We start from the raw sequence: 18,506 nt of genomic DNA, 5'->3' as shown, positions 1-18,506 counted from the left end.
GGCGCTTTTTTGTATTGATGCTATTGATGAAATAGCGAACCGAATTGAAAACCACTAACCACTAACCACTAACCACTAACCACTAACCACTAACCACTAACCACTAACCACTAACCACTAACCACTAACCACTAACCACTAACCACGACCTCTTACCACAAAAACTTTCAAAAAATAGACCGCACTTTTGTAAAAATTTTCCGTTGAAACGAAGAGGAGAAATGTCATTATCAAACCGTGAGACATATAGAAGTCTGAGCGTCATGATGTTAATTTGTGCGTTATTCAAATTTCACTTTCTATGACTACCAAAAAAGTAGATTTGTTTAGTTCAAGGGCTGAGTTGTATTGGATAACTTAATAATGGAAACATTATTATTTAATTTGGGGTTTTGTTATCTTTTCAGGTTGGACTTTTTATTATTGAACACTTTTTTATTTGGGCAAAATAGATTTATTTGAATGACTTGTTATTTGGAGCGGTTGTATTTGAACATAAAAAAATCTGCACATTAATCATTTGCTTGCTTAGCCCAACTTTTAGTGTGCAGATTGTAGATTTTATTTTTTTGATAAAATAATTATTTCGTCATTGCTGCTTTTTTACGCTCTAAACGTAATACGCCTAAATGTGTCATATAGCAGCAGAAGATACAGCCCGCTACCGCAAATAATAACAAATAGAATCCGGCATCCCAACCGAAGCGTTCGGCTAAAATACCGAATAATGCCGTTCCTGAGAAGCTACCTAAAATATAGCTTAGCAAACCACGCAAGCCCGTTGCTGAACCTGCGGCAAACGAAGGGACAAGTTCGATAGTTTGTAGGGAAGATAAAAACATTGGTACATAAATTAAGCACCCGATAATACCGGCGCCAATGGTGACGGTTAATAAGTCCGTACCTCCCCAGTATGCGAACATTGCCGCGCCTACGCCGAATAGGGTGATGATCGCAAGTGGCATACGGCGACCTTTGAAGTAGGTATCGGTTAACCAACCGGCTAATAACGTGGAAGGAATTGCCGCCCATTCAAAAATCGCAAAGGCAGTTGCCATTTGACCTTTAGAAAAACCTTTGGTTTCCAGCAAGTAAAGTGGCAACCAAGTTAATACACCGAAGCGAATCATATAAGTGAACACATCAATAAAAGAAACAAACCATACGTTAATATCTTTCATAATATAATCACGGAAGATTTCCCACGTGCTGAGATTCACATTTTCGTCTTTGGTGACAACAAGCTCGTCTTGCTCATTTTTCAAGATTTGTGGCATTGGCGGTAAACCTTCATTATAGGTACGCCCTGCGCCAAAAATGTAGAAAATAATGGCGACAATGGTCGCAATTGCAACAGGCACAATAAAGTGTGCCGCTTGCCAATGTTCTTGGCCTAACCACGCAATACTTGCACCGGCAATTGGTGCAACCAAACCGCCCCCCACATTATGGGAGATGTTGAAAAGTGCGGTCGTTACGCCACGAGATTTACGCGGGAACCAACTTGCCAATACGATATACGCCGGCCCCGCGCCCATTCCTTGGAAGATCCCATTTAAGATACAAAGGAACAAGAAAATCCAGAATGAGGCACTAAAGCCCATCATAAGGTTTACGATGGCAGACATCATTAAACCGAAAATCATAAAATGTTTTGGATTTGATTTATCGGCAATGGTTGACATAAAGCCTTTACTTAAACCGTAAACAATGAGCATTGTTCCAGAAATAAAACCGATATCTTTTTTGGTGAAGCCAAAATCGCTGATAAGTTCAGGTGAGGAGAGAAGAAAGTTATTGCGGAGAATATAAAATGCCGCATAACCGATGAAAATTCCAAATAGCGCGTGCCATCTTAAACGATCGTACTGCGCTCTTACTTCCGCATCCGGAACGGGTTTGCCCGGATTGGATTTTAAGAAAGAAAGCATAAAACATCCTTAGTTACTACATAATAAAAACTCATTTCATCACGAAATGAGCGGGCTATCCTAATATAAAGCGAGGGGATGAACAAATGCTTTTTAAATAAATATGCCGGGATTTATCCGAGCAAAAACGTGGTCAATTTTGGCCGCACTTTATTTCTTTCGTTTGGCGCGGGGATGGGCTTGGTCGTAAACTTCAGCCAGATGTTGAAAGTTGAGATGGGTATAAATTTGTGTGGTTGAGAGATTGCTATGCCCCAGTAGCTCTTGAACCGCACGGAGATCAGAACTTGCCTCCAACATATGCGTTGCAAAAGAATGGCGTAATTTATGTGGGTTTAAATGGCTGTTTAAACCTTGGCGAATTCCCCAGCTTTCCAACCGTTTTTGGATAGAACGATGAGAAATGCGATTACCCAACTGGCTCACAAATAATGCGTCATCTTTTGGATTAAATAATAACCGCACTTTCAACCATTGTTGCAATGCGTGCGAGGCGTAGCGACCAAAAGGCACAACCCGTTCTTTATTGCCCTTCCCTAGTACACGGACTTCCCTTGTTCGGGTATTAATACTGTTTAAATCAAGCCCCTGCAATTCCGATAAACGCAAACCGGAGCTATACATTAATTCCAACATCGCCCGATCACGAATATCTATTGGTTCTTTACTGTCGTTAGCGAGCAGTTGTTGAACCTGTTCGGCATCAATATTTTTCGGCAAATGTTTGCCTTGTTTGGGGGCGGAAATACCGGTAGCAGGATTGGCTTTGAGTTTGCCTTGTTGCACTAAATAACTGAAAAATTGACGAAGGGCGGATAAGCGTAAAGCCAGACTTTTCTCTTTTAACCCTAATTTTTTACTTTGCGCCAATACAAAACGTACGACACTTGGCGTAACCTGTTGCCATTGCTGAATATTTTGCTCGGCAAGTAATTTTTGCACTGCTTCAAGTTGGCGTTGGTAATTGGCGAGGGTGTGCGGGCTAACTTGGCGTTCTATTCGCAGGTAATCCCAATAAGATTGTAGTTCGGCTTGCATTATAAACTCAGTTCAAACAGGCTTTTTTTCGGGTTTAATTTAAAGCCTTCGTTTTCTAATAAGTTATGTTGTGTTTGTCCTAATTCGGCAACCAGTCGGTTTGATTGTGTATAAAGCACAAAATCTTTTGCTTTGGAAATCAGTGCCTTATAAATATCTGTTTTTTGTGGGCAATCAATAACATAAATATCCGTTAGCTGCCAATAACGTTGTAGTTGCAAGGAAGAAAGGCGTGGATAAAGCTGAATAAAGCCGATAGCTTCATTTGTGGTATCTACCGCAATAAAAAATAGGCTTTCGTTAAAACGAATTCGGTTGGTTAAAAAGGCTAAAGTGCGGTCAGGATTTTCCGTCATTCCGTTGGCAAGGCGGTAACGTTCAAAGAGGGGCAAAAGCACCTCAATGTTCCATTGTTCGGCTTTAAAAATCTTCATTTTAATAAAATTGGTCATTTTTTATTGATTCTATACAGTAGATTGTAGCTTTTTCACGCCAAAGAATCACGTTCACGAAAAAAAATTTTTTAATTTATGATTTTGAACAAAGAATAACAGTGAAAATTTGATATAGTAGCCAAGTTTTTTTAATTAATACGGAGAAATCAAAAATGGCACGTCGTCCTTTAGTTATGGGTAACTGGAAATTAAACGGTAGCAAAGCCTTTACCAAAGAATTAATTGAAGGTTTAAAAGCCGAGCTTGCCGGCGTTGAAGGTTGTGATGTGGCGATCGCACCACCGGTAATGTATTTGGCTGAAGCGGAAGCAGCCCTTGCCGGCAGTCAAATTTCACTTGGCGCACAGAATGTAGATGTGAATGTGAAAGGTGCATTTACCGGTGATATTTCCACTGAAATGTTAAAAGATTTTGGGGCGAAATATATCATTATCGGTCACTCTGAACGCCGTACTTATCACAAAGAAAGTGATGAATTTATTGCGAAAAAATTCGCCGCATTAAAAGAGGCAGGCTTAGTGCCGGTATTGTGTATTGGTGAATCTGAAGCAGAAAATGAAGCGGGTAAAACCGAAGAAGTTTGCGCCCGTCAAATTGATGCGGTGATTAACGCATTAGGTGTTGAAGCATTCAATGGTGCCGTTATTGCTTATGAGCCAATTTGGGCAATCGGAACCGGCAAATCTGCAACGCCTGCTCAAGCACAAGCGGTTCACGCCTTTATCCGTGGTCATATCGCGGCGAAATCTCAAGCGGTTGCCGATCAAGTGATTATTCAATATGGCGGTTCGGTAAATGATGCCAATGCGGCAGAATTATTCACCCAACCGGATATTGATGGCGCATTAGTAGGCGGTGCATCATTAAAAGCGCCTGCATTTGCCGTGATTGTAAAAGCAGCGGCAGCAGCGAAAAACTAATTTTTCGTTTGGTGAGAGAAAAAGTGCGGTTAATTTTAACCGCACTTTTTGTTAATGTTGCGCCCGTTCCCATAAATCCGCATATTTTACGAAGGTGGAATGGGCGGAAAGCACGGCAAGCAGAAAGCCTTGTTTGCCATCTAAAAAACCTGCCTTTAGGATATACATTTTCACAAAACAACCAAGTGCGTGGCTGATTCCTTGAAATAACGAGGCTTTTTTCCCTTTCGCTTGGCGTTGATCTGCCCAAGCTTTTGCGTAACCGGCAGATTTTACCAAATAATGATGAATATTTTTGTAGGTGAAATGTTCCAAATCGCCTTTTAATCGTTCAACTTTTGTGCCGGCGGGATAGCAGACTTTTTCGTGTACGAGGGAATCATTATAGCCTGCCTCACCGGTGCGGTATAAACGCACGACATAATCGGGATACCAACCGGAATGACGAATTTCCCGTCCAAATACTTCGCTTACCCGAGGTATTTCATAAATGGTGTTTTCGGCATTTTTCTGTACTGCTTGTTGAATCGTTTTTTGTAATTCCGCCGTTACCCGCTCATCGGCATCCAGCCAAAACACATAATCGCCGGTGACATATTGTTGGGCGAGTTGGCGTTGTTTTCCAAAGCCTTGCCAATCGGTATTTTGGTAAAATTTTGCACCGTAGGATAAGGCAATTTCTTTGGTATTATCTGTGCTGCCGGAATCTAAAATGACGATTTCATCCACCCAATCTTTCACCGTATCAAGGCATTTTGCTAAATCCTGTCCTTCATTTTTTACAATCATCGCAACGCTAATTGTTGGCATCTTATTATCCCTTTTTTGATATACTAGCCGAAATTTTTCAGAGTATAACCGAATTTCATTTATGTGGCGTTTTTTTTATACCGGCTTAATGTTCCTGATTCAGCCCTTAGTGCTGTTTTTTATGTGGTTACGTGGGTTTAAAGCTCCGAATTACCGTAAAAGACTGGGGGAGCGTTACGGTGATTACAACAATTTATCCCGTCCTACGCCCAATGGAGTGGTGATTCACGCCGCTTCCGTAGGCGAAGTGATTGCCGCCACACCTTTGGTATTCCGTATTCAACAAGATTATCCCGAATTATCCATCACGTTTACGACTGTTACGCCCACCGGTTCCGATCGGGTAAAAGCCGCATTTGGCGATAGTGTGACGCATTGTTATTTGCCCTATGATTTGCCGTTTGCGATTAATCGTTTTATCGATTTTGTTCAACCAAAACTCTGTATCGTGATTGAAACAGAACTTTGGCCGAACCTCATTCAACAGCTTTATCATCGAAATGTGCCGTTTATTGTGGCAAATGCACGCTTGTCCGCACGTTCGGCAAGACGATATGGCAAAGTGCGCGCCCGTTTACAAGGAATGTGGTCGCAAATTAGTCTGATTGCCCCTCAAGATCACATTAGCGGAAAGCGTTTTTTAGCATTGGGTTATGCGAAAAGTAAACTTAAACTCACCGGCAACATCAAATACGATTTAACCATTAATTCGGCATTACTTGAGCAAATCCACGCTTTGCGTGAACAATGGGTGCAACAACGCCCCATTTGGATTGCCGCCAGTACGCACGAAGGGGAAGAAGAAATTATCTTACAAACCCATCGCCGACTTTTAAAAAAATATCCTCATTTGTTGCTATTGCTCGTGCCACGCCATCCGGAACGCTTTAATCCCGTTGCCGAGTTGATTGAAAAGGGAAAATTCCAATTTATCCGCCGTTCCTCCGGTGAATGTCCCAATGCCGACACGCAAGTGATTTTGGGGGATTCAATGGGCGAGATGATGTTGTTATACGGCATTTCCGACATCGCCTTTGTAGGTGGCAGTCTTGTCAAACACGGTGGGCATAATCCTCTTGAACCGCTGGCGTTTAAAATTCCCGTTATCAGCGGCAAGCATACTTTTAATTTTCCCGAAGTGTTTAGAATGTTGCTGGAAGTGCAAGGCGTGCTTGAGGTAAATTCCACGCCGGAAGCCTTGGAGCGTGCGGTAGAAGCATTGTTAAATTCAAAAACAGCCCGAGAACGCCTTGGCAATGCCGGTTATGAAGTCTTAATTGAAAATCGCGGCGCATTGCAACGTTTGTTGGATTTATTAAAACCTTATTTGGAACGCAACCTATGACAACAGTGATTTACCCCGGTACTTTTGATCCCATCACCAACGGGCATTTGGATATTATCAAGCGAAGTGCGGTCATTTTTCCGAAAGTTTTGGTTGCCGTGGCAAACAGCCCGAGTAAAAAGCCACTGTTTTCTTTGGATGAACGTGTGGGATTGGTGCGGCAATCTGTTTCGCCATTCGCGAATGTGGAAGTATTTGGTTTTTCCGATTTATTGGCAAAGGTGATTAAAAAACATTCTATTTCCGCCATTATCCGTGGCGTGCGGACGACAACAGATTTTGAATATGAGCTTCAACTTGCCGCACTCAATCGGCTATTAACGGAGGGAGTGGATAGTTTATTTTTCCCGCCCACAGAAAAGTGGGCGTTTGTTTCCTCCACCATTGTGCGTGAAATTTATTTGCACGGCGGTGATGTGGCGGAACTCGTGCCTGAGCCTGTGTTTCAAGCCTTGCAGAAAAAATGAAAAGGTTCATTTTTTTAACCGCACTTTTCGCCCTATCCGGTTGTGGCACGGTGGTGAAATTAATTGATCCTTCAGAAAAATACACCGCCTACGCCGGCGCAGCCTATGATTTAGAAATGGCTCAACAGTGGGGCTTACCGATTTTAGATTTACCGTTATCTTTTTTGTTGGATACGGTGTTATTGCCCTATGTTTGGGCGCAGTGATGATTTATATATGAAACTCAATCCTCAACAACAACAAGCGGTAGAATACGTTACCGGTCCTTGCCTTGTGCTTGCCGGTGCAGGTTCGGGAAAAACCCGTGTCATTATTAATAAAATCGCTCATTTGATCGCCAAGTGCGGTTATTCTCCCCGCCAAATTGCCGCCGTTACCTTCACAAACAAAGCCGCACGTGAAATGAAAGAGCGGGTAGCACATTCTATCGGCAAAGAATCGACCAAAGGGCTGACTATATCGACTTTCCACACACTTGGTTTTGACATCATTAAGCGGGAATATAAAGCCCTTGGCTTTAAGGCGAATATGACTTTGTTTGATGAACAGGATCAACTTGCCTTATTAAAAGAATTGACCGCCGATGTGTTGAAAGAAGATAAAGATTTACTGCGTGAATTGGTGGCAGTCATTTCTAATTGGAAGAATGATTTAATTTCCCCAAAACAAGCCTTCACCTTAGCCCGTGATGGCAAATACCAAACCTTTGCGAAATGTTATGAGCGTTATAGGGCACAACTTCGTGCTTACAATGCGTTAGATTTTGATGATTTGATTATGTTGCCCACTTTGCTGTTTAAACAAAATGAAGAAGTGCGCTCAAAATGGCAGGCAAAAATTCGCTATTTGTTGGTGGACGAATATCAAGATACCAACACAAGCCAATATGAATTGATCAAATTGCTGGTGGGCGATCGTGCGTGTTTTACTGTGGTGGGCGATGACGATCAGTCCATTTACTCGTGGCGTGGTGCAAGACCGGAAAATATGGTTCGCCTACGCGATGATTTTCCACGCTTACAAGTGATTAAATTGGAACAAAATTATCGTTCTACCCAACGTATTTTGCATTGTGCCAATATTCTTATCGATAATAACGACCACGTGTTCGATAAAAAGTTGTTTTCCAATATTGGTGAAGGGGAGAAATTGTTGGTCATTGAAGCCAAGAATGAAGAACACGAAGCGGAGCGTATTGTGGCGGAACTTATCGCCCACCGTTTTAGCCGTAAGACAAAATATAAAGATTACGCCATTTTGTATCGTGGCAATCATCAATCCCGTCTATTGGAAAAGGTGTTAATGCAAAACCGTATTCCATACAAGATTTCAGGCGGCACGTCTTTTTTCTCCCGTGCGGAAATTAAGGATATGATGGCGTATTTGCGATTAGTGGTAAATCAAGATGATGATGCGGCATTTTTACGTATTGTGAACACGCCAAAACGTGAGATTGGCACGGCAACTTTACAAAAACTGGGGGAATTGGCTCAGGAAAAGCATATAAGTCTGTTTGATGCGATTTTTGAAGTTGAGCTTATCCAACGTATTACGCCAAAAGCCTATGATGCGTTGCAAAAATTTGGCAGATGGGTGGTGGCATTGAATGATGAAGTACAACGTGCAGAGCCGGAACGTGCGGTGCGTGCAATGTTGTCGACAATTCATTATGAAGAATATTTATACGAATACGCCCCCAGCCCGAAAGCTGCGGAAATGCAAAGTAAAAATGTAGCAACCTTGTTTGATTGGGTGGCGGATATGCTAAAAGGGGATGAAACCAACGAGCCGATGAACCTCAATCAAGTGGTAACACGCCTTACCTTGCGTGATATGCTGGAACGGGGTGAAGACGATGACGAAAGCGATCAAGTGCAGTTGATGACCTTGCACGCATCTAAAGGATTGGAATTTCCTTATGTGTATCTGATTGGTATGGAAGAAGGGATTTTGCCACATCAAACCAGTATTGATGATGATAACGTGGAAGAAGAACGCCGTTTAGCCTATGTAGGGATTACGCGTGCGCAAAAAGAATTGACCTTTTCATTGTGCCGTGAACGCCGTCAATACGGTGAATTAATTCGCCCCGAGCCAAGTCGTTTTTTAGCCGAATTACCAAGTGATGATGTGATGTGGGAACGCGACAAACCCAAATTAACGACAGAACAGAAACAGCAACAAACGCAAAGTCAGTTAGATCGTTTGCGTGCGATTTTGAAGGGATAAAAGTGCGGTCAAAAATAATGATGTTTTACCAACCGCACTTTATTTGCACAATCTGAAGATAAAATATTCAAATGATCTTTTTTTGGAAAAAAGGGTTTGACATATTTTCTAAAAAACGTATCATACCGCCCACACACCAACGTGGTGAGATGGCCGAGTAGGCTGAAGGCGCTCCCCTGCTAAGGGAGTATGGGGTCAAAAACTCCATCGAGGGTTCGAATCCCTCTCTCACCGCCATTTGTGTTTTTATTTATTCTGCACCCGTAGCTCAGCTGGATAGAGTACTCGGCTACGAACCGAGCGGTCAGAGGTTCGAATCCTCTCGGGTGCGCCATTTTAAATCGACTCTATCTTTTAAATGGTTAAGGTTAAATAAAAAATCACTACGCACCCGTAGCTCAGCTGGATAGAGTACTCGGCTACGAACCGAGCGGTCAAAGGTTCGAATCCTTTCGGGTGCGCCATTTCTGTTTTATATTCCAATTCTATTTATTTTCTTAAACGGTCAAATTGCTTGATGTTTTATCGTCCTTCTCGATCATCAATCGTTTTCAACAAATAATTTCCGTTAATATCCGCTAAACTACGAAACCCAACATTGGTGATTTGGTAAGAATATTGTGTGTTATAAATGACATTTTCGTGGTGATGTCCGTGGAAAATATGTTTTACACCCATTTTATCTGCCAAGTCATTGATCACCTGAAAGCCCATTGGATGAGGCTTAGGGGCTTCGTGGCAGATCAAAATATCGGCTTGTTTATTTTCCAGAACTTCAATATCGGAAGGAAAAATTGAGGTGCGATGACGCAATGGCACGCCACCACGCCAGATTTTTTCTTGAGAACTGTATTGGCAATAGTGAATAGGGTCAAAAAACATCGGACGATTCGGCGGCATCCAAATTTGTCCACGGAATACCCCACCAAGACCTGCAATACGCACGCCTTGAATTTCTTCAACACGATTATGCAGATTACGGGTTTTCCACTTGCTTCCCCAAATAGCCTCAAAAGCCGCAACGGTTTTGCTGTCGTGATTGCCGTGAATAAACCAAATATCGCAATATTGTGCCAGCTTATCTAATTCATCAGGCGAAGAAAGCTGCAAGTCACCCAAAATAATTAAGGCAACATTGTCATTAGCTTTAACGAAAGGATAAAGATGTTGATAATCCCCGTGAGGATCGCCTGCGAATAGAATCATATTATTTGCTCTTTAAAACGCGTGGGCCGTTTTGTAAATCGTCCAACTCTTCCTCGTTGAGAACCTTTTCAATCACGGATTTCACTTGATTATAACGCTCTAAATAACTTGGCGAATCAATTTCAATATAAGGAACTTTATATTTATCCAACAATTTTTTCAGCAGTTGCTGAAATTGCTGCCGTTGTTTTTTTGAACCTAAGCTACGTAAACCGTCATCGACCCATTCTGTATTATTTTTGAGTAAAATCGTCACATCAAAGGGATATTCTTTAATCATTGAATCCAAGAATGGATGAGCCTTCCCTTCATATTGAATACAAAATGCCTGAGTTGTGATGAAATCCGTATCAATAAAGGCAATTTTATGGGCGTGGCGAACGGCATAATCAATATAGCGTTGATGCCCAAGTGCCATTTGCGGATAGTCGGAATATTGCATTGCCTGCTCATCCCCACCGAGTTTTTCAAACACAAATTCACGCCCATATTCCCAAGCGGAAGTCGTATTAAAAACGGCAGCAAGTTTATTGACTAACACGCTTTTACCGCTACTTTCACCGCCTAAAATTGCCACGGTTTTCGCAAAAAACGGGCGTACTTCTTTTGGGATAAATTTCCAATATTGAAATGGGGTTGTACGGATTTTTGTTGCGGACACATTAAAGAAAGAACGGTCAGGATCGACCAAAGAAACCTCTAAACCCAAGTATTTTTCATAAGGTGCTTTATCTTGTGGCTCGCTACTGAACACGATGGAAGGCTCAAAGCCCTTTTCTTTGAATAAATTTTTTACGGCATCACTCCAAGCCTGCCAACCGTTCGGATAGCTTGGAATACCGTCTTCAATTAAATGATGAATAAAAATCTGATTTTTTTGATATTTAAAAATTTGCTGCATCCAACGAAGGCGATCTTGTACCGTTGGCATCCGTTTCATCTTACTATCGTAAAACAGCTTTAAATCCCGCTCGGTATCGCTACACACGATCACGTGTAATTCATCCATCTTACTGAAGGCTTCATAGATCATATTAATATGACCGGTATGCACAGGATAGAATTTGCCAAAAATGACACCGATTTTTTTCTCTTTAACAGCCGACATACTTTACCTTCTCGCCGAACAGGATTGAATGTCCCATTGTAGGCGAAATGAAAATATTTTTCACGTTCTGATTTTGCACCTTTTTATTTTGCGTTATACTTAGCTCCGCATTCTCAGGGCAGGGTGAAATTCCCTACCGGTGGTAAAGCCCACGAGCGCTTAAAAGTGCGGTCAATTTTCTCATAAATTTTTTCGCTTTTAAGGTTAGCAGATTTGGTGAAATTCCAAAGCCGACAGTAAAGTCTGGATGAAAGAGAATAAAACGGATTGGATTCCCAACCCGTTCTTTTTATTTGTATTTCTCAGCCCTGATTCTGGTTAATTTTAGTGTTAAACAATAAAGGAAATTACGATGAATCAGTCAATTTTATCCCCATTTGGCGCAACCGCCGAAGCACGCGTACTCAACGCAATCAACGCATTTAAAAAAGGTAACGGCGTATTAGTATTAGATGATGAAGATCGCGAAAATGAAGGCGATTTAATCTTCCCTGCCGAAAGCATTACAACGGAACAAATGGCAAAATTAATTCGCTATGGGAGCGGTATTGTATGCCTATGTATCACCGATGAATTATGCCAACAACTGGATTTACCGCCAATGGTGGAACACAACAATAGTGTGAACAAAACGGCGTTCACGGTAACGATTGAAGCCGCTCAAGGCGTATCCACCGGTGTTTCTGCCGCTGATCGTGTTACCACGATTCAAGCCGCCATTGCAGAAGGGGCAAAGCCACAAGATTTGCACCGACCGGGACACGTATTCCCCCTCAGAGCCGTAAATGGCGGCGTATTAGCCCGCCGTGGACATACGGAAGCTTCGGTAGATCTAGCCCGCCTTGCCGGCTTTAAACCTGCCGGTGTCATTTGTGAAATCACCAACGATGACGGCACAATGGCTCGCGCCCCGGAGATTATTGAATTTGCCCAAAAATTTGGTTATACGGTATTGACCATAGAAGATCTGGTGGAATATCGTTTAGCACACAATATTTAATGCAAAAGTGCGGTTAAAATTCAGCGAGATTTTTAACCGCACTTTTTAATGAAAGATATTCGTTTACTTTCTAATTTAGGATAATTTTAATGCACAGAACAGCACAGCATAATTACGTTATTAGTTTAACAACCGCCGTAGAACGCCGAAAACATATTGAAGAACAATTCGGCAAACAAAATATCCCTTTCGCATTTTTTGATGCCATCACCCCCGATCAAATTGAAGACGTTGCCAAGAAATTTAATATTACCCTTGATCGTTCCGATAAAGCAAAATTATGGGATGGCGAAATTGCTTGTGCATTAAGCCATATCGTTTTATGGGATTTCCTTTTAGAACAAAATTTGGATTATCTTAATATTTTTGAAGATGACATTCATTTAGGGGAAAACGTAAAAGCGTTATTAGAAATTGATTATCTCCCTAACGGCACGGATATTTTAAAATTAGAAGCTAACGGCAAAATTATTTTTAAAAATCCAAAAGAAGTAAAATGCAATCGATCTATTTACCCCATAACCTTTAAACAATCCGGTACAGCCGGCTATACCATTACCCGAAAAGGGGCAAATTATTTACTTAATAAAGTGAAAAATAAACCGATGGAACTCGCCATCGACTCACTTATCTTTGAAGAATTATTAAACGAAAAAGAGTATAAAATATTACAACTTTCACCTGCAATCTGCGTTCAAGATTTTGTGTTACATCCGGATAAACCTTTTGAAAGCAGCTTACAAAAAGGCAGAGATCGTGTTTACGAAAACCAAACCAAAACATCAATATTAGAAAAAATAAAAAATGAACTAATAAGAGTAAAACGAAAATTATTGATGAAACCGGTGACTTTTAAATAAAAAAGTGCGGTCAAAATTCAGTGAGATTTTTGATCGCGCTTTTTTAAGGTTGCTTTCTAAATTCCGTTGGTGTCATTCCAAATTCTTTCTTAAAAACAGAGTAAAAATATTGAATGGACGGATAGCCGCAAATTTCGGAAATTTCCTGAATTGAGATGTCGGTTTGTTGTAATAACTGCTTTGCCCGTAAAATTTTTTCTTCGTGAATCACTCGGTGAATGGTTTTATTCATTTCTTTTTTGAATCGTTGTTCAAGGTTTGAACGTGATGTTTCAAGATGATCAAGCACTTGTTCTACTTTAATGCCTTGGCAGGCGCGATGGCGAATATAGTGCATTGCCTGTATCACGAGGGGATCGCTGAGAGAGCGATAGTCCGTAGAATTGCGTGCGTGTACGCTAATAGGTGGGATCAAGAGTGGCGTGTGGGCGACTTTTTGCCCATTCAATAAGCGATGTAATAACTTTGCGGCTTGATAACCAATTTCCCTTGTACCTTGTTCCACAGAAGATAAGGATACGCGCGAAAGGTATTGGATCAATTCTTCATTATCAATGCCTACCACACAGAGTTCTTCAGGAACGGCGATTTTACTGTATTCACAGGCTTGTAAGAGATGGCGCGCTCTTGCGTCTGTCACCGCGATAATACCGGTATGAGGTGGTAAGGTTTTTAACCAATCAATCAATTTTTCTTGTTCTGCCAACCAATTTTGTGCCTGAACCGGTTTACCTTCATAAAGATAAATGGGATGGTGATGTTTTTCCATTAAGGCAACAAAGGCATTTTTTCGTTCCTTTGACCAATGTTTTTCGCTTTCCACTTGCATACCGTAAAAAGCAAAATGGGAAAGCCCTTTTTGTTGAAGGTGTGAAAAGGCGACTTCGATAAGTTTAGTATTGTCGGTGGCGACATAAGGAAAGTGCGGGTAAAAACCTGTTTGTTTATAAGAACTGCCTACGGCGATAGTGGGAATATGAGTTTGTTTAAGCAGTTCTGCGGTTGTTGGATCGTCAAAATCCGCAATAATGCCGTCAATGGACAGGTGATTTATGGTGTCGGCGTGATAAATAAATTCATCTTCTACAAAAATATCCCAGGTGCATTGTGAGGCTTGAATATATTGTCCAATGCCTTCTACAACTTGTCGATCGTAAACCTTATTAGCATTAAATAAGAGTGCGATTTTGTAGTATTGCTCCGCCATTCTTTATTCCCTTTGATTTGACGGTGAGAAATATAGCGGAAAAAGTGGTTTTATAAAAGTGCGGTCAAAAAAATCGCCATTTTTTATATGGCGATTTTTGAGGGCGTGTTTACATTTTTTTCTTGCTGCTGGTATCAACCCATACGGCAAGTAATAGGATTGCCCCTTTTACGATATATTGCCAGAAAGTTGGGACATCAAGCATACTCATTCCGTTGTCTAATGAGGCAATAATCAGCGCACCAATCACGACACCAAATACACTGCCCACACCGCCGGCTAAACTTGCCCCACCTATTACACAGGCAGCAATGGCATCAAGTTCGGCGTTTTGTCCGGCAGAAGGTGAACCTGCCCCTAAGCGTGCGCTTAGGATTAAACCGGCAATGGCGACTAATACACCATTCATCGCAAAGATGATGAGTTTGGTTTTCTCAACATTAATGCCGGATAATTTTGCCGCATCAATGTTGCCACCAATGGCATAAACGTGGCGACCAAAGCTGGTTTTTCGGGAAAGAAATAAGCCGAATATGGCAAGAATTGCCAGCACTAAGACAGGAAACGGAATGCCACGATAATCGTTTAATAAATAAATCGCACCAAGCACGCAAACGGCGAATAAGGTATATTTTGAGAAGTCTTTCGATAACGCCGGAACATCTAATTGAAGTTGTTGGCGGCTTTTACGTTGATAATTTCCCCAAAGCACAAAACCAACTACGGCAATACTACCTAATACGAAACCGGTAATGTCGGAAAGATAACCTTGTCCGATGACAGTCATTGAGCTACTAATTGGGGAGACAGTGGTGCCGTTTGTTAAGCCGATTAAGATACCGCGGAAAGCCAAATAGCCCGCAAGGGTGACGATAAATGAAGGTACTTTCCGATAAGCGACCCACCAGCCGTTCCACATACCAAAAAGTAAACCTAATACAATGGTGGCAATGATGGTTAGTGGCAGTGGAAATCCCCACCAAACATCGGCAATTGCCGCGAATCCGCCGAGCAGCCCCATTAATGATCCCACCGATAAATCAATTTCAGCGGAAATAATGACAAACACCATTCCAATGGCAAGAATACCGGTGATTGAGGTTTGGCGTAATAGGTTGGAAATATTTCGTGCACTGAGATAAGCACCGTCTGTGGTAAGGGTAAAAAATACCATAATGACCGCAATTGCGATGAGCATAATATAAACTTGTAGATTTACGGATTTAAACTTAAACATAGATTACTCCTTGAGTGCGGTTTCCATCACTTGTTCTTGAGTGAGATTATGGTTAATGAGGCTGGCTTTGAGTTTACCTTGGTGCATAACCAAAACACGATCACTGATACCAAGCACTTCCGGCAATTCGGAGGAAATGACAATAATACCGATACCTTGTTGTGCTAATTGGTTGATTAATTTATAAATTTCATATTTAGCCCCAACGTCAATACCACGTGTGGGTTCATCTAAAATCAAAATTTTAGGATTCAGTAATAAACATTTTGCCAAAATGGCTTTTTGTTGGTTGCCGCCACTTAATCGTCCAATGGGGAGGTCGGGGGAAGACGTTTTTACTTTCAGTTGCTTTATTGCCGAATCAATAACTTGCTCTTCTTTGGCTTCATTGATGATCATTTTGCCAAAGCAATATTCTTTTAGTGCTGAAAGCGTAATATTTTTGCCTACCCCCATAATTGAAACAATGCCGTGTTTTTTACGATCTTCCGGCACCATCACAATTTTATGTGCAATGGCTTGTGCACAATTTTTAATATGAACCGGTTTTTGATGAATAAAAATCTTACCTTCACACTTGCCTTGATAAGAACCAAACAAACATTGCACCATTTCAGTTCTACCGGAGCCGACCAAGCCGGCAATGCCAAGAATTTCACCGGCGTGAAGATGAAAACTCACATCATTTACCCGTTTAATATGGGTATTGATTGGATGCCAAGCGGAAAGATTTTCTACGCGTAAAATTTCGTCTTTAATCTGATGTGGTTCGTGGGGATAAAGTGAGGTAATTTCCCGCCCGACCATCATTGTGATAATGTCATCTTCGCTCATCGTATTGGCATTTTTCGTGCCAATGTGTTCACCATCACGGATAACACAAATTTTGTCGGAAATTTCTTTGACTTCATTGAGTTTATGAGAAATATAAATACAGGCGATATTGTGGGCTTTTAAATCTTTCACAAGATTTAATAAAATTGCCGTTTCTTTTTCGGTGAGTGAAGCAGTAGGTTCATCAAGAATGAGTAATCGCACCTGTTTATTTAATGCTTTGGCAATTTCCACCAACTGTTGTTGCCCTAAACCCAGTTCCCCCACTTTTGTATTGGGATCAACATCTAATTGAACTTGCTGTAATAATGTTTTACAGCGTAGGTACATTTCATTATCGGCGGTGAGACCGTTCTGTGTCATTTCATTGCCTAAGAAGATATTTTCTAACACCGACATATTTTTGACGAGTGTAAGCTCCTGATGAATGATTGAAATGCCTTTTTCTTCCGTGTATTTAATATTTTTTGCCTTTAATTCGTGTTCTGAAAAATAAATCTCACCACCGTAATCGCCATAAGGATAAATGCCGCAAAGCACTTTCATTAAGGTTGATTTTCCCGAACCGTTTTCACCACATAGCGACAAGATTTCACCGGCTTCAAGTTCAATGGAAATATCACGAAGTGCGGTCACATCACCAAATTTTTTTGTGATGTTTTTCATTTCTAACAATGCCATATTTACACTCCTATAAAATAGGGGAATAAATTTCCCCTTTGAGCTTATTGATAAACGCTTTCTTTGGTGTGGAAACCATCTTTAATTACCGTTTCATCAATATTTGTTTTATCTACGGCAATAGGATCGAGTAAGTAAGCAGGCACATTTTTAAAGCCATTATTTAATTCGGCATTGGTTTCTACCTTTTCATCTTTCGCCAATTCCACGGCAATTTGCGCGGCTTTGTCCGCCAATTTAGTGATAGGTTTATAAACGGTCATCGTTTGTGAGCCGTTTACAATGCGTTTAATTGCCGCTAAATCCGCATCTTGTCCGGAAATTGCCACTTTGCCGTTTAATCCTTGCGCGCTTAATGCTTGAATTGCACCGCCTGCCGTTGCATCATTTGAAGCGACTACCGCATCAATATTGTTTTTATTTGCAGTTAACGCGTTTTCCATAATTTGCAGTGCTTTTTCAGCCAACCAAGAATCGACCCATTGATCGCCGACCACTTTAATTTTTCCACTTTTAATTAGAGGATCTAAAACTTTCATCTGCCCTTTTCTGAACAACTTGGCATTGTTATCCACCGGTGAGCCGCCCATTAAGAAATAATTCCCTTCAGGTTTTACTTCAACAACACTTTTAGCCTGCAATTCCCCTACTTTTTCATTATCAAATGACACATAAAAATCTAAATCGGCATTATTAATTAAGCGGTCATAAGCCAGCACTTTAATCCCTTCTTTTTTTGCTTCCGAAATCACATTGCTTAATACTTCACCGTTGTGCGGAATAATCACTAAAACATCAATATTTTTGTTAATCATATTTTCAATTTGAGAGATTTGGGCAGAATCATCCCCATTCGCGGATTGCACAAATACTTTCGCCCCCATTGATTCGGCTTTTTTTACAAAAATATCGCGATCTTTTTGCCATCTCTCCAAGCGCAAATCATCAATGGATAGCCCAATTTTGAGATCTTTAGCATAAATGGAATGACTAAATACCGTGAAGACCGCTGCAATTGTGAGTAAAGCTGATTTGATTTTCATACTGATACCTCAATGGTTAAGTAAATGGAATAGAGCGGCATTGCTCTGATTGGTAGTTTTCCTACTTTAGTCACGTCTTGCAATTACAAAATCTTTCACTGCTATTACGTTTTTTCACTTTTGTGATCGCTGCCA

16 protein-coding genes, 3 tRNA genes, 1 pseudogene and 1 riboswitch are annotated in these 18,506 nt (G+C 41.1%); of the genes and pseudogenes, 10 read left to right on the top strand and 10 right to left on the bottom strand.

Features of this window, described 5'->3' with window-relative positions; translation table 11 throughout:
• Positions 1 to 581: 581 nt before the first annotated feature.
• From BKL49_RS09060 to BKL49_RS09050, 3 genes are all read right to left on the bottom strand, one after another.
• A complete protein-coding gene (locus tag BKL49_RS09060; protein WP_077424687.1) occupies positions 582 to 1,931 on the bottom strand; it encodes an MFS transporter in 1,350 nt (449 codons plus the stop codon).
• Between the two features lie 150 nt (positions 1,932 to 2,081).
• On the bottom strand, positions 2,082 to 2,969 hold the full coding sequence (xerC, locus tag BKL49_RS09055; RefSeq protein ID WP_077424685.1) for a tyrosine recombinase XerC: 888 nt from the start codon (positions 2,967 to 2,969) through the stop codon (positions 2,082 to 2,084).
• Entirely contained in the window at positions 2,969 to 3,403 is a 435-nt protein-coding gene (locus tag BKL49_RS09050) for a GNAT family N-acetyltransferase (RefSeq protein ID WP_077424695.1), read from the bottom strand. The genes xerC and BKL49_RS09050 overlap by 1 nt, the downstream gene beginning before the upstream one ends.
• A gap of 173 nt (positions 3,404 to 3,576) precedes the next feature.
• Here BKL49_RS09050 and tpiA point away from each other — a divergent pair, with 173 nt between their 5' ends.
• Entirely contained in the window at positions 3,577 to 4,344 is a 768-nt protein-coding gene (gene tpiA / locus BKL49_RS09045) for a triose-phosphate isomerase (protein WP_077424683.1), read from the top strand.
• Between the two features lie 51 nt (positions 4,345 to 4,395).
• On the opposite strand, the gene BKL49_RS09040 is transcribed toward tpiA, so the two are convergent.
• A complete protein-coding gene (locus BKL49_RS09040) occupies positions 4,396 to 5,154 on the bottom strand; it encodes a glycosyltransferase family 2 protein (RefSeq protein ID WP_077424681.1) in 759 nt (252 codons plus the stop codon).
• A 61-nt stretch (positions 5,155 to 5,215) separates the two neighbouring features.
• Here BKL49_RS09040 and waaA point away from each other — a divergent pair, with 61 nt between their 5' ends.
• From waaA to BKL49_RS09005, 7 genes are all read left to right on the top strand, one after another.
• Positions 5,216 to 6,499 (top strand): lipid IV(A) 3-deoxy-D-manno-octulosonic acid transferase, encoded by a 1,284-nt coding sequence (gene waaA / locus BKL49_RS09035; RefSeq protein WP_077424679.1) that lies wholly within the window; start codon positions 5,216 to 5,218, stop codon positions 6,497 to 6,499.
• Positions 6,496 to 6,966 carry a pantetheine-phosphate adenylyltransferase gene (coaD, locus tag BKL49_RS09030; RefSeq protein ID WP_077424677.1) on the top strand — a complete coding sequence of 157 codons (471 nt, stop codon included), beginning with the start codon at positions 6,496 to 6,498 and terminating at the stop codon, positions 6,964 to 6,966. Before waaA ends, coaD begins: the two co-directional genes overlap by 4 nt.
• The gene (locus BKL49_RS12905; RefSeq protein WP_077424675.1) at positions 6,963 to 7,172 is read left to right on the top strand and encodes a YceK/YidQ family lipoprotein; all 210 of its coding nucleotides are present in this window, start codon (positions 6,963 to 6,965) and stop codon (positions 7,170 to 7,172) included. The genes coaD and BKL49_RS12905 overlap by 4 nt, the downstream gene beginning before the upstream one ends.
• A gap of 10 nt (positions 7,173 to 7,182) precedes the next feature.
• Positions 7,183 to 9,195 (top strand): DNA helicase Rep, encoded by a 2,013-nt coding sequence (gene rep / locus BKL49_RS09020; RefSeq protein WP_077424693.1) that lies wholly within the window; start codon positions 7,183 to 7,185, stop codon positions 9,193 to 9,195.
• Positions 9,196 to 9,338: 143 nt separating this feature from the next.
• Positions 9,339 to 9,432: transfer RNA gene (locus tag BKL49_RS09015), tRNA-Ser, on the top strand.
• A gap of 20 nt (positions 9,433 to 9,452) precedes the next feature.
• Positions 9,453 to 9,529, top strand: a tRNA-Arg gene (locus tag BKL49_RS09010).
• A 53-nt stretch (positions 9,530 to 9,582) separates the two neighbouring features.
• Positions 9,583 to 9,659, top strand: a tRNA-Arg gene (locus tag BKL49_RS09005).
• A gap of 58 nt (positions 9,660 to 9,717) precedes the next feature.
• On the opposite strand, the gene BKL49_RS09000 is transcribed toward BKL49_RS09005, so the two are convergent.
• Positions 9,718 to 10,401, bottom strand: a complete 684-nt coding sequence (locus BKL49_RS09000) for a metallophosphoesterase family protein (protein ID WP_077424673.1) — start codon at positions 10,399 to 10,401, stop codon at positions 9,718 to 9,720.
• 1 nt (position 10,402) lies between these two features.
• Positions 10,403 to 11,613, bottom strand: a pseudogene (gene nadR, locus BKL49_RS08995) (multifunctional transcriptional regulator/nicotinamide-nucleotide adenylyltransferase/ribosylnicotinamide kinase NadR); the annotation flags it as partial.
• Between the two features lies 1 nt (position 11,614).
• A riboswitch (FMN riboswitch) is annotated at positions 11,615 to 11,772 on the top strand.
• 89 nt (positions 11,773 to 11,861) lie between these two features.
• On the opposite strand from nadR, the gene ribB reads away from it, so the two are divergent.
• Both ribB and BKL49_RS08985 read left to right on the top strand, forming a co-directional pair.
• Entirely contained in the window at positions 11,862 to 12,509 is a 648-nt protein-coding gene (ribB, locus tag BKL49_RS08990) for a 3,4-dihydroxy-2-butanone-4-phosphate synthase (RefSeq protein WP_077424669.1), read from the top strand.
• A gap of 89 nt (positions 12,510 to 12,598) precedes the next feature.
• A complete protein-coding gene (locus BKL49_RS08985; RefSeq protein ID WP_077424667.1) occupies positions 12,599 to 13,369 on the top strand; it encodes a glycosyltransferase family 25 protein in 771 nt (256 codons plus the stop codon).
• 43 nt (positions 13,370 to 13,412) lie between these two features.
• Here BKL49_RS08985 and BKL49_RS08980 read toward each other — a convergent pair whose 3' ends face one another.
• The 4 genes from BKL49_RS08980 to xylF all read right to left on the bottom strand — a co-directional run bounded on the left by BKL49_RS08980 (position 13,413) and on the right by xylF (position 18,371).
• On the bottom strand, positions 13,413 to 14,576 hold the full coding sequence (locus BKL49_RS08980; RefSeq protein WP_077424665.1) for a XylR family transcriptional regulator: 1,164 nt from the start codon (positions 14,574 to 14,576) through the stop codon (positions 13,413 to 13,415).
• A 109-nt stretch (positions 14,577 to 14,685) separates the two neighbouring features.
• Complete coding sequence (locus tag BKL49_RS08975) at positions 14,686 to 15,813, bottom strand: sugar ABC transporter permease (RefSeq protein WP_077424663.1); 1,128 nt, start codon at positions 15,811 to 15,813, stop codon at positions 14,686 to 14,688.
• 3 nt (positions 15,814 to 15,816) lie between these two features.
• Positions 15,817 to 17,328 (bottom strand): D-xylose ABC transporter ATP-binding protein, encoded by a 1,512-nt coding sequence (gene xylG, locus BKL49_RS08970; RefSeq protein ID WP_077424661.1) that lies wholly within the window; start codon positions 17,326 to 17,328, stop codon positions 15,817 to 15,819.
• Between the two features lie 44 nt (positions 17,329 to 17,372).
• On the bottom strand, positions 17,373 to 18,371 hold the full coding sequence (gene xylF / locus BKL49_RS08965; protein ID WP_077424659.1) for a D-xylose ABC transporter substrate-binding protein: 999 nt from the start codon (positions 18,369 to 18,371) through the stop codon (positions 17,373 to 17,375).
• Positions 18,372 to 18,506 lie beyond the last annotated feature (135 nt).

This window comes from Rodentibacter myodis (genome assembly GCF_001999305.1).
Classification (GTDB): domain Bacteria; phylum Pseudomonadota; class Gammaproteobacteria; order Enterobacterales; family Pasteurellaceae; genus Rodentibacter; species Rodentibacter myodis.
This window is presented reverse-complemented; position numbering and strand designations above follow the sequence as displayed.

What these genes read in the sequence shown, in the direction of transcription:
- BKL49_RS12905 (WP_077424675.1), top strand. Translation starts at nt 6,963, where the DNA reads ATGAAAAGGTTCATTTTTTTAACCGCACTTTTCGCCCTATCCGGTTGT.
- coaD (WP_077424677.1), top strand. Translation starts at nt 6,496, where the DNA reads ATGACAACAGTGATTTACCCCGGTACTTTTGATCCCATCACCAACGGG.
- BKL49_RS08975 (WP_077424663.1), bottom strand. Translation starts at nt 15,813, where the DNA reads ATGTTTAAGTTTAAATCCGTAAATCTACAAGTTTATATTATGCTCATC.
- xylG (WP_077424661.1), bottom strand. Translation starts at nt 17,328, where the DNA reads ATGGCATTGTTAGAAATGAAAAACATCACAAAAAAATTTGGTGATGTG.
- BKL49_RS09040 (WP_077424681.1), bottom strand. Translation starts at nt 5,154, where the DNA reads ATGCCAACAATTAGCGTTGCGATGATTGTAAAAAATGAAGGACAGGAT.
- BKL49_RS09050 (WP_077424695.1), bottom strand. Translation starts at nt 3,403, where the DNA reads ATGAAGATTTTTAAAGCCGAACAATGGAACATTGAGGTGCTTTTGCCC.
- BKL49_RS09060 (WP_077424687.1), bottom strand. Translation starts at nt 1,931, where the DNA reads ATGCTTTCTTTCTTAAAATCCAATCCGGGCAAACCCGTTCCGGATGCG.
- xerC (WP_077424685.1), bottom strand. Translation starts at nt 2,969, where the DNA reads ATGCAAGCCGAACTACAATCTTATTGGGATTACCTGCGAATAGAACGC.
- ribB (WP_077424669.1), top strand. Translation starts at nt 11,862, where the DNA reads ATGAATCAGTCAATTTTATCCCCATTTGGCGCAACCGCCGAAGCACGC.
- BKL49_RS08985 (WP_077424667.1), top strand. Translation starts at nt 12,599, where the DNA reads ATGCACAGAACAGCACAGCATAATTACGTTATTAGTTTAACAACCGCC.
- xylF (WP_077424659.1), bottom strand. Translation starts at nt 18,371, where the DNA reads ATGAAAATCAAATCAGCTTTACTCACAATTGCAGCGGTCTTCACGGTA.
- rep (WP_077424693.1), top strand. Translation starts at nt 7,183, where the DNA reads ATGAAACTCAATCCTCAACAACAACAAGCGGTAGAATACGTTACCGGT.
- waaA (WP_077424679.1), top strand. Translation starts at nt 5,216, where the DNA reads ATGTGGCGTTTTTTTTATACCGGCTTAATGTTCCTGATTCAGCCCTTA.
- tpiA (WP_077424683.1), top strand. Translation starts at nt 3,577, where the DNA reads ATGGCACGTCGTCCTTTAGTTATGGGTAACTGGAAATTAAACGGTAGC.
- BKL49_RS09000 (WP_077424673.1), bottom strand. Translation starts at nt 10,401, where the DNA reads ATGATTCTATTCGCAGGCGATCCTCACGGGGATTATCAACATCTTTAT.
- BKL49_RS08980 (WP_077424665.1), bottom strand. Translation starts at nt 14,576, where the DNA reads ATGGCGGAGCAATACTACAAAATCGCACTCTTATTTAATGCTAATAAG.